Raw genomic sequence first — 10,055 nt, 5'->3', positions numbered from 1 at the left:
CAGTCCGTCCAGATGATCGCGCACCCACATCGCCGCCGTGCCCCGCGGATTGCTCGCCCGGGCCATCCGTGCGGTCAACGGCGGGATCTCCCGCCCGGACCAGGAACCCATCGCCACCGCAGTCCACCCTTCGACCAGCCCGAATCTCCAGGCCAGGACAGCAGGTGGGCACAGTCAACGGCCGCCGATCGACGACAATCTCACCCTCGCCGGTGAAGATCACCAACAACATCCAGAAGTTGAGCCAGAACCAGAAACGACAGCACCGGGACCAAGGCGCGGGACCGTCCCGTCGTGCACACGAGTGCCACGGAGACCCTGGGGTGAACCCGCGCGGGCGCCGCCTTCAGGTAACGGACCGGATGCCCATGGCGAGCAGGACGACGGCTGTGGCTCTCATCCCCCAGTACCGCAGCCGCGGATCGCGCACTGCGTGCGTCGTTCGGCCGAGCAGGAAGGCCCAGGCCAGCAGCCAGCCGGCTACGAGCAGTGCGTGGGTGCTGGCCAGGGTGAGGACCTGGCCGGCGAGCGGCTGGTGTGGGTCCAGGAACTGTGGGGCGAGGGTGAGGTAGATCGAGGCCGCCTTGGGGTTGAGGACGTTGGCCAGCAGCGCTTGGAGGAGGGCGGGTCCAAGTCGCCGGGAGGTTGCCTGGCCGGGCCGGTCGGCGCCGGGACCGGCCTGGGCGGATCGCCAGGTCCACACGCCGAGGCCGATGAGATAGGCGGCGCCGCCGAGCCGGACGGCGGTGAAGGCTCGGCCGGAGTGCATGGCTGCGGTGGCCAGCCCGGCGATGGCGAGGGTGGCGTGCACGTACAGGCCGCCGACGGTGCCGAGGATGACGGGCAGCGCCTGGCGGCGGCCCTGTTCGGTGACCTGCCGGATCAGCAGGGCCAGGCTGGCGCCGGGGGTGGCGATCAGCGGGAAGACCGACGCCAGGAACCCGGCGACAGCATACGGGTGCACCACGGTGGCTGCGGCCGCGGGGAAGTCAGAGCACGACGCGGAAGTGCGTGGTGAGGCGGTTGTCGTCGTTGAGGACGTGGAAGGCGAGCGCGGGCGGTTGGTCGCGGTCGGCGGGCCGGTCGCCCTCCCATGGCATTCGCAGGGTCCAGGTGACGGCCGGTCCGACGATCAGTGGGTGGCCCGCGAAGGTGGACGCGGCGGCGGTGTGCGCGTGCCCGGTGATCACCGCGACGACCTGCGGATGCGAGTCGAGCACGGCTGCGAGGCGTTCCGGCTGCCGGAGCATGCCGGAGCATGCCGGAGTCGGGCAGCGGGTGGTGGAGCGCGACCGGCGGCTGGTGGAAGGCGATCAGCGCCGGCGTGGTCGACGGCAGGGCGGCGAGGGTGGTGTCGATCCAGTCGAGCGTCTGCTGCTCCAACAGCCCTTCGTCCCGGCCAGGGATGGTGGAGTCGCACATCAGCACCGCCGCGCCGGCGACGTGGTGGAGCCGGTTGATCGGCTGCTCGCCGGGCGCCTCGCCGAGCAGGGCCTTGCGGTAGGCCGGGCGCACGTCGTGGTTGCCGGGGCAGGTCAGCACGGGGAACGGCGCGGACAGCAGCCGGGCCGCCTCCTCGTACTCGCTCGGCGCGCCGTGGTCGGCGATGTCGCCGGTGACCAGCAGGGCGTCGACCGGGCGCGGCAGGTTGCGCAGGTGGTCCATGACCCGCGCGGCCCGCTCGGTCGCCCGTTCGCTGCCGTCCAGGTGCAGGTCGCTGATCTGGGCGAGCAGGACCGTCATCGATCTGTCTCCTTCGTGTACGTGGTCACCCATCCGCGCAGGGCAAGGCGAGTCCGACCAGGGAAACTAATGGATAGTTATCACTTTGGCGTTAGCGACCTTAGGGTAGGGACGTGGAGGTGATCAAGAGGATGTGATCAAGTAGGGCTCGATCGGTCGGTGGAGAGGAGAAGCGGCGACATGGAGCACTGTCCGGCGCTGGAGTTGGTGAGCACCATTCGCCACGACGGGAACGGAGGCGTCCTCGACGACCTGGCCACGGCCGAACAGACGGCTGCCTGGCTGGCGGAGCACGGCGAACCATCAGCCGACACGACGGCGCGGCTCACCGTGGACGAGCAACTGCACGGCGAGATCATCACGCTGCGCCGGGCCGCCCGGGCCCTGTTCGCTCGGGCGGTCAGCCCGGCTCCGCCGAGCCCGGCGGATGCGCGCCGGCTCATGCCGGCCGCCGAGGCGCTCGAGCTGCTGAACGTGTTTGCCGCATCTGAGCCGGTCGTCCCGCAGCTGGACTGGCCGGGCGATGGCGGGCCCACCGTCCGACTGGCCTCCTCGGTGGTCGACACCCGGACCCGGCTGATCGCGGCGCTGGCGCGGGCGGTGATCGACTTCCTGGCCGGCCCGGACCGGGCGCAGCTGCGAGCGTGTACGGCCCCTCGATGCGTCCGGTACTTCCTCAAGACCCATGGACGGCAGGAATGGTGCAAACCCTCCTGCGGCAACCGGGCCCGAGTCGCCCGCCACTACGGGCGCCAGCGCGCGGCCACGAGCCCGTAGGGCCTGGTCGGCGGACTTCAGGGCTGGAGCCGGGGATGACGGGCACCCGGAGAGACCCGCCGACTGCCAGTGCTGCCCGAACCCGTGAACATTTCGATTCGCCGCAAGCTGGATATTGCGGTCCGCATGCGCTGGTGCGCTCAGACGGTTGGTCGGTTTGCGCGGGTTTGTGGACAGTCACGCTATTCCCCAGGCCCACGGTCACGTAATTCCCCAGGTTGTGGCTCGGTGAGGGCCTGGCTTCGAGGGCTGGTGCTCGCAGTTCGGCGAATGGTTGCGGTGCCGGCAGTGAGGTCGATGCCGGTCTTGGGGGGTGCGCCGTCGTTCTCGTCGTCACGGAGCACGAGTTCGATCCGGCGCTGCTCCAGCTGGATCCGCTTGCTCGGGTAGAGGAGCGCGTGAAGTTCTTCCGTCGCGGTCGCGCCTGTCCCGCGTTCGCCGGCTTCGTGACTCGGCCGCAGGCGGCTGGCCAGCCAGCGCAGTCTCGGTGTCCGCAGGACGGCCTGCCGCCCGGCGGACGCGACGAAGAACAGCACGACCAGGGCTGCGGGAAACAGCAGGCTTCCCATGATGGGCAACAGACTCAACATGTTCGGGGAACGTCCCCTCCACTGGGAGACGTTCCCCGAACACTGTCGGATGGCCGAAGCGGCCTACTTGTCAGTGGAGTTCTTAGGCCGCTTGTTCGGCCGGTAACTGGGGCCGTTCATGATCACCTGGTGACTGGTGTTGATCAGTCTGTCCAGGAGCGACTCGGCGACGACGGGGTTGGGGAAGAGGGGATACCAGTCACTGGGAGCCCGGTTGCTGGTGATGATCAGCGAGCGCCCCTGCCGCTCGGAGACCAGTTCGTAGAGGTCGTCGGCCTGGGCCGCGCTCAACTGCCGCATAGCGAAGTCGTCCAGGATGAGGACGTCGGGTCGGATCAGCTCCCGCATCCGCTTGTCCCAGGTGCGGTCCGCGTGGCCGCCCGCAAGCTCGGCCAGAGCCCGGCTGGTCTTCGTGAACCGGACGTTCGCGCCCTGCCGGACGGCGAGGTGGCCCAGGGCCTGGGCGACGTGTGTCTTGCCGACGCCCACCGGGCCGAACAAGATCACCGACTCGCCGGCATGGAGCCAGCGCAGGGCGGCCAGGTCGCGGATCTGGGCTGCGGGCAGCTTCGGGGAAGCAGCGAAGTCGAACTCCTCCAGAGTGACCTGCTGCTCGAACTTCGCCTTCTGCAGGCTCCGTTGGAAGGCGACGGTCTCGCGGCGGGTGATCTCGTCCTGGCAGAGGACCTGCAGGAAGTCCAGGTGACCGAGTTCACCGCCGTGGGCCTGGATCAGCCGCGCGTCCAGGGTTTCCAGCATCCCGGAGAGGCGAAGGGCCTTGAGCGACTCGCGCAGGGCGGTGTCCATCACGCTCATCGAGCGGCCTCCTCGGCGTCGTCGGCGTCAGCGTGGCCTGGGGTGCCCTCGGGCTCGCCGGAGGTCTGGGAGGGGATGCTCGTGGCGAACAGGCCCTCGGGGCCGTGGAGGAAGGCCGCGGCCCCGGCGTCACCGGTCTCCGGCTCGGGGTCGGTCTCGGTGCCCGCGATCAGGATGCCCTTGATGGTGCGGTAGGACGGGTCGCCGACCGCGATGGCCTTGGTGCAGGCCGCCTCAAGCCGCTGGTGGCCGTACTTCTTCTGCAGCCCGAGGATCCCCTGGGCAGCTCGGAGCCGGTAGAGCGCGTTGACCTCCAGCAGCTGGTCGATCACTTCCCGGCAGGCGTCGCCGACCTCGGAGGACTGGCTGCGGCACCAGATCGGCGTCTTCATCTGGAAGGCGATCTTCTCCGGCGGGTAGTCGCCTCTGTCCGTGCGCTTGCCCTGTTCGAGCGCGGCGTGGGTCTTGATCAGCTCCCCCTCGTGGAAGACCTGGACCATGGTGGCGGTGGAACGGACGTCGACCTTGCGGCCGATCAGCTTCCAGGGCACCGAGTAGAGGGTGCGGCCGACCTTGATGTGGATGTCCGGGCCGACTGCGGCGGTGGACCAGCGGGCCAGCACGAACGGCTTGTCCGGCAACGGCAGCAGGGCCTTGGCCTCCACCGCCTCGAACACCGACAGCGGACTCGCGCCGCCCAGCGGGCGGCACTGCCTGCGGCCGGCGGTGCCGGTCGACCACGTCAGGGCCTCGGCCTGCATCTGCTCGACCGAGGTGAACTCCCGCCCGCTCCAGAACGAGTCGCGGACATACGGCATCGGCCGCTCGACTCGCGGTTTGTCCTTCGGTTTCGCCGCCCGGGCCGGGTCGACCAGGGCGCCGTAGTAGGTCGCGAGTTCGGCATACGACTTGTTGATCTTCGGATCGTAGAGGTCCGGCCGGTCCACCGCCGTGCGCAGGTTGTCCGGCACCAGCCGCCGTGGGACACCGCCGAAGAACCGGAACGCTGCGACGTGGGCCTGGGTCCAGGCGTGCTGGTCCATGTGCACCACCGGTCGGACGAACATGTGCCGCGAGCAGGGCAGCACCATCACGAACGCCCAGATCCGGTGCCTCTTGCCGGTCGACGGGTTGATCCACTGACCCAGGAAGCCGTAGTCGATCTGGGCCTCCGAGCCCGGCTCGACGTCGTCCCGCAGCACCGTCACCTTCGACCGGGCCGACTCGTCCGGGAGGTTCTCGGTCACCCACCGGCGGAACGTCGACAACGAGACCGCCAACTTCCCCTCATCTCTGAGGCGTTGATGGATCGTGGTCACCGTGGTCGTCTCCAGCAGCCCCTTGACCAGGTCGCGGTGCGGCTCGATCTCCGCCCACGTGACCTGGTTCAGCCGGCGCCGGGCCAGCTCCGGGAACCAGCTCTTGATCAGCTTGCCCCAGTCCGCCTCGCTCATAGGCGGCCCACCCGGGGCCATCCCGGACGCCTCCGCCGGCGCCAGATACTTCCTGATGGTCTTGCGGTCCACCCCCAGCGAGGCCGCGAGCTGGTTCTTCGACCGGCCCGCGTACCAGTGGACGTAGATCTCGACGATGTCGACCACGGTGAACGTTCTCCTTGCCATCCAGAGTGTCCGTCGACCTCTCGGCCTGTCGGTCGAGGGACGGTGACGACTCCGAGACGGTCAGGACCCTCAACCCGGCTCGGGGATGCCCAGGGGGAACCTGAACGATTCGGATGGAACGATCACTCGCAGGTCAAACCACCTGATCTGGGGTATTCGAGGCTTTCGCGTGGTCAAGTTCCCCTTGGGGACTCGTGACCGCGACCCTGGCCAATTCCGTGACCACGAAGTCCCAGAAGTGGGGGAAATCGCTGACCGTTCACAGGCCACGCTGATCGGCCGCAGGTTCCATGTCTCCTACAGCGTCTCGGGGGCCACCCGGCTGATGCGCCGGCTCGGCTTCACCCCGCAGGTCCCCACGCGCCGGGCCGCGGAACGCGACGAGCAGGTCGTGGCCGCGTGGAGGGAGGTGACCTGGGCGGAGGTAAAAGAGCCCGGGCGGACTGCGACGGAAAGACGAGGGGTCGATACCGGGTCCGTGCAGCGGGCAGACCGGGTTCAAGAGCTCCATCCGAGGACCGTACCGTGACCGCCCGCCCCGCCTCATCTGCTCATAACGGGACGGCCCTTAGGGTACGACAGTGAAGATCCAACGAATTGGATCTTCACTGTCGTGCGCCCACGAAGGAGGAAATCATGGCAGGCAAGGCCAGCGTCGTGTTCGCCCACGGCTTGTGGGCTGATGGCTCCTGCTTCGCAAAGCTCATCCCCGCACTCCAGGCCGAGGGGCGCGAGGTCTTCGTCTCGCAGCACGGCCTCGACTCGCTCGAAGGCGACGTTGCCTGCGTCACTCGCGCGATCAACCACGTGCCCGGCCCGGTCGTGCTCGTGGGCCACTCCTACGGCGGCACGCTGATCACCAAGGCGGGCGTGCACGACCGGGTGGGCGCTTTGGTGTACATCTGCGCGCTCGCCCCGGATGACGACGAGACCTCGCAGCAGCACCTGGACGCATTTCCCAGCTCGCCGGTTTTCGAGCACCTCGAGGTGGCCGACAACCGCATCTACCTCAAGGAGTCGGGCATCGGCCACTTCTGCGGTGATCTGCCGCTGGAGGAACAGAAGCTCGTGCTGGCGACCGCTAACCCGCCGGTCGCGGACCTCTTCGACCAGCAGGTTCCCGGCAACGCCTGGCGAGCCAAGCAGAGCTGGTACATCGTGGGCACCCAGGACCGCACGGTGAACCCGGACCGGGAGCGCGCTTCCGCCGAACGTATGAAGGCCACGATCGTCAGCCTCGACAGCAGCCACGTCCCGATGCTCTCGCAGCCCAAGGCCGTCCTCGACGTCATCCGCAACGCCGCGAAGACCCTGGAGTAGGGCCGAGGACCGCGAGGCACGCTCCTTGGGGCATCTGTCCGCGCCGCCGCAGCCGCGCGTTTGTTCGCAAAGCCGCAGGTCGCCGGAGAACGTCATCACTTCCTCCGCAAGTAGCGCGGCGTCCTGGTCATTCGACTACGCCACGATGGGCTCCTGCCAGGCCGCGACGGCACGGAAGGGTCGACGGCCTACCCACCCTCGCCGACAAGGGATACATCGGTGCCGGCATCGGCATCCTCGTCCCGGTCCGACGCCCGAAAGGCCGGTCCGAGTAGGCCCTCCACGTAGACACACGCACGACGAAAAGCCTGATCAGAGGCATCCGCGCACTCGGAGAACGGGCTGCCGCCGAACTCAAGCAGCGCTGGCGCACCCTGCAGCACATCACCCTCGGCCCGAACCGGATCGGCGAGATCGCCCGAGCCGCCCCCGCCTCGCCCTCAACAGAATCTGGAAATGATCAACACTGAGAAGGCAGTGTGCTCCGGGACACAGCGTCATCAGTTGCGTGCCACACAGTGTCTGGCTGCTTCCTCGGCAAAGGCGCAGAGGTCCCCGATGTGCCTGCGGTACTGCTCGGGGTCGCAGCGTTCTTTGCCGGGCGGCCCGTCGGTCCACTGTTCCCAGAGACCCTCCGGGGTGAGGAATCGGGTCGCTCTTTCCGAGCCCAGCTTCGTGTCCAGGTGCAGCAAGACACCGAGGGCGCGGGTCCGGTTGTAGTAGAGGTCTGGCCGTGGCAGATAGCGATCGAGGTAGGCGGCCAGGATGTCGGCATCGGCAGGCGTCCCGAAGGTGGCGAGGGCAACGCAGTGACCCTCGGTGGCATCGTCGCCTGGCACGCCGAGATCAACCCCGACGCCTACAAGATCCTGGCCCGGTACTGGCCGGGCGCCGCGAAGCCGGGCCGGTTGTGGCAGCTGTCCGGGCGCTGCCCTCGGCTGACAGTTTTCGTATGTGCCGTACGGCGATGAACGGCACGCTCACGCCGATCAGATTGCAGTACGCCACCGCTGCGTAGAAGCCGTCCGCGCTGCCGGCGGCGTGTGCCGCAGCGGTGCTGACCGCGACGATCAGGCCGAAGTAGACGGCGTTGAGCACGATGGCCTGGAAGCCGCCGCCGGTCTCCTCCATGACGGTCAGCGAGGTGAGTACGGGGCCCTGGACCGCGTAGGTGAGCGCCACGGCGCCCAGGTAGCTGCCGGCGGCTGCGGCCACCCCGGCGTCGCCGCTGATCAGCCGCGCCAGTGGGTCGTGCACCGACCACACCAGTACCGCGATCGCCATGTAGGCCATGACGGTGACCTCGATGCCGCCGCGCATCGGCGCACGTATGCGCTGCCAATCGCCTTTTCCGCGTTGCTGGTTGATGGTGATCGCCGTGGCCGTGCCCAGGACCGTTCCCGGCAGCAGTACGACGTTCTGCACGGTGGACGCGACCGTGAACCCGGCCACGGCGTTTTGCCCGTAGTGCCCGAGGACGCCAATGACCGCGAGGTTGTACGCGGAGATCAGGAGGAGCGACATGGCGATGGGCACGCCGATGCGGCATAGGTCGGTGAAGACTTCGCGCCGCCAGATCAGGACGGCCGGCGGATGCCACAGCTCGGTGCGGCGCAGCAGCACCAGGCCCATGGTCAGACCGGTCAGACCCGCTGTCGCCTCGGCGACGGGCACCGCCGCGGTCCCGACGTCGGTGCCGAGCCCGAGGCCGGCCACGAGGCCGATCCGTACGCTCGCCGTGCAGACGACCAGAAGGGTGGCGTGCCGCACGTACCCGTAGCCGCGCAGGCTGGACGCGCAGAGCTCCGCCCCGATGGCCTGCAGGCTGGCGGCGCTGGTCCAACGCAGGAAGGAGACGAACGTGTCCCGCTGCTCGGCGTCCACATGGAGGAGACCGGCCAGCAGGGGAGCCGCGATCGCGAGGACCAGGTACAGGGCCGCGCCGAGCCCGAGCCAGACCCTGGCCAGGCTGGCGGCGTTCGCCATGACGTTCCGGGGGCGCCCGGCCCCCTTGCTGATCGCGGCGGCGACCTGGTTGGAGACCGCGAAGCCTACGGTCACGGCGAGGACGGCGAGGCTGACCGGCTGATACAGGGAGCGAATGTAAATGGCGTCGCCCCCCATACGCCCCAGAACGGCGACGATGCCGAGCTGGACAGCGAAATTGAGGGACTCGGCCACAAGAAGCGGAACAGCGAGGCCCGATATGGTGCGCCACACGCCCCTTCTTTCATGCGTGGCCAGGGAAAACATACGGACCTCCCGGAGTGCGACGGCTGGGCGTGAAGGGGGGAAGAGCCGCGGGACGCTATCGACATTCACCGACGAATGTCCACAGGGGCTGGACGGTTCAGGCCGTTGCCGTGTCGAGCCGGCACAGGCTCAGGTGCCCCAGGCGATGGTGGTAGTCGGCGAGGACGACCCTCCGGTCCGCCTCCGGCGGGTTCGCGCAGTGCTCCGAGAGCGCGGCCCACAACCCGGTGCACGGCAGTGCCTCGGGGGCGGGCAGGACGTCTGCGCGGACACCGGCCTTCGCCCGGTACGGGCGAAGGCCGGTCGGCAGATCGCTGTGACGGCCTCGGCCTCCTCCGCCTCGCCACGCAGCAGGTTGACGATGCCGGACGTCGACACCCCGGCGTGCTGACGGATCCTGGGGGCGCCGAGCGTGCCGTCGCGGTCGAGGACGAGCGCCACGGCCATGTCGCGGGTGGGGCGGGTGTCCTCGGGGATCGGCGGCCCCTGCAGTACGGTGGCCTGGTCCTTGACGAGGACGAGCGCACGTCCGTTGGAGCCCGCGGGCAGGGTGTTCGCGGCGAGCCGAAGCGCGGTGAACGCGCCTGCGGCGCCCTGGTCGGAGATCGCGAACACCGTGTCGATGCCGTCGAGCGCCAACTCCGCGAACGGCATGGGGAATCCGGGCTCAGCGTCGGGAGTGGAGTTGGCGAGGACCGCCGTGTCGAGTCCTTCGGCCAGGCCCTCGCCGACTACTTCAACGGCGGCCCCTACGGCGGGTTCACCGCCGACGACTTCGACCTCGACCCCGACGACTTCGACCTGAACCAGGGCCTCGGGGTTCGGGCGCGGTTCCCGGGCGGGGGGGGGCGGGGGGGGGCCCCCCCCCCGGGGGGGGGGGGGGGGGCGGGCGGGGTTTGGGGGGGGGGGGGGGGCCGCCCCCCGGGGGGTGGTG

General features: G+C 69.2%; 10 protein-coding genes and 1 pseudogene. 3 read left to right on the top strand and 8 right to left on the bottom strand.

All coding sequences use genetic code 11. The annotated features are described in order from the left end of the window. Positions 1–346: 346 nt before the first annotated feature. Complete coding sequence (locus tag ABZW30_RS45355) at positions 347–967, bottom strand: LysE family translocator (protein ID WP_355677197.1); 621 nt, start codon at positions 965–967, stop codon at positions 347–349. Positions 968–989: 22 nt separating this feature from the next. Beyond that, positions 990–1,743, bottom strand: a pseudogene (locus tag ABZW30_RS45350) (metallophosphoesterase). 180 nt (positions 1,744–1,923) lie between these two features. Between ABZW30_RS45350 and ABZW30_RS45345 the strand changes: the two are divergent. Further along, complete coding sequence (locus ABZW30_RS45345) at positions 1,924–2,520, top strand: CGNR zinc finger domain-containing protein (RefSeq protein ID WP_355677196.1); 597 nt, start codon at positions 1,924–1,926, stop codon at positions 2,518–2,520. Between the two features lie 182 nt (positions 2,521–2,702). Here ABZW30_RS45345 and ABZW30_RS45340 read toward each other — a convergent pair whose 3' ends face one another. From ABZW30_RS45340 to istA, 3 genes are all read right to left on the bottom strand, one after another. Then, positions 2,703–3,089, bottom strand: a complete 387-nt coding sequence (locus tag ABZW30_RS45340) for a DUF6191 domain-containing protein (protein ID WP_355677195.1) — start codon at positions 3,087–3,089, stop codon at positions 2,703–2,705. Between the two features lie 84 nt (positions 3,090–3,173). After that, positions 3,174–3,926, bottom strand: coding sequence for an IS21-like element helper ATPase IstB (gene istB / locus ABZW30_RS45335; protein WP_355677194.1), 753 nt, complete (start codon positions 3,924–3,926; stop codon positions 3,174–3,176). Further along, positions 3,923–5,548 carry an IS21 family transposase gene (gene istA / locus ABZW30_RS45330; RefSeq protein WP_355677193.1) on the bottom strand — a complete coding sequence of 542 codons (1,626 nt, stop codon included), beginning with the start codon at positions 5,546–5,548 and terminating at the stop codon, positions 3,923–3,925. The genes istB and istA overlap by 4 nt, the downstream gene beginning before the upstream one ends. 85 nt (positions 5,549–5,633) lie before the next feature. Here istA and ABZW30_RS45325 point away from each other — a divergent pair, with 85 nt between their 5' ends. Both ABZW30_RS45325 and ABZW30_RS45320 read left to right on the top strand, forming a co-directional pair. Further along, entirely contained in the window at positions 5,634–6,077 is a 444-nt protein-coding gene (locus ABZW30_RS45325; RefSeq protein WP_355677192.1) for a winged helix-turn-helix domain-containing protein, read from the top strand. A gap of 107 nt (positions 6,078–6,184) precedes the next feature. Beyond that, entirely contained in the window at positions 6,185–6,868 is a 684-nt protein-coding gene (locus tag ABZW30_RS45320; protein WP_355677191.1) for an alpha/beta hydrolase, read from the top strand. A 500-nt stretch (positions 6,869–7,368) separates the two neighbouring features. Here the strand turns inward: ABZW30_RS45320 and ABZW30_RS45315 are convergent, their stop codons facing one another. The 3 genes from ABZW30_RS45315 to ABZW30_RS45305 form a co-directional block, all read right to left on the bottom strand. After that, positions 7,369–7,707 (bottom strand): DUF6000 family protein, encoded by a 339-nt coding sequence (locus ABZW30_RS45315; protein ID WP_355677190.1) that lies wholly within the window; start codon positions 7,705–7,707, stop codon positions 7,369–7,371. 7 nt (positions 7,708–7,714) lie between these two features. Then, entirely contained in the window at positions 7,715–9,121 is a 1,407-nt protein-coding gene (locus ABZW30_RS45310) for an MATE family efflux transporter (RefSeq protein WP_355677189.1), read from the bottom strand. Positions 9,122–9,250: 129 nt separating this feature from the next. Beyond that, entirely contained in the window at positions 9,251–9,775 is a 525-nt protein-coding gene (locus ABZW30_RS45305; protein ID WP_355677188.1) for a hypothetical protein, read from the bottom strand. Positions 9,776–10,055: the final 280 nt, after the last annotated feature.

The organism is Kitasatospora sp. NPDC004669, assembly GCF_040609455.1.
Classification (GTDB): domain Bacteria; phylum Actinomycetota; class Actinomycetes; order Streptomycetales; family Streptomycetaceae; genus Kitasatospora.
Note: the sequence above shows the minus strand (reverse complement) of the source record. Positions and strands in the feature narration are given on the sequence as shown.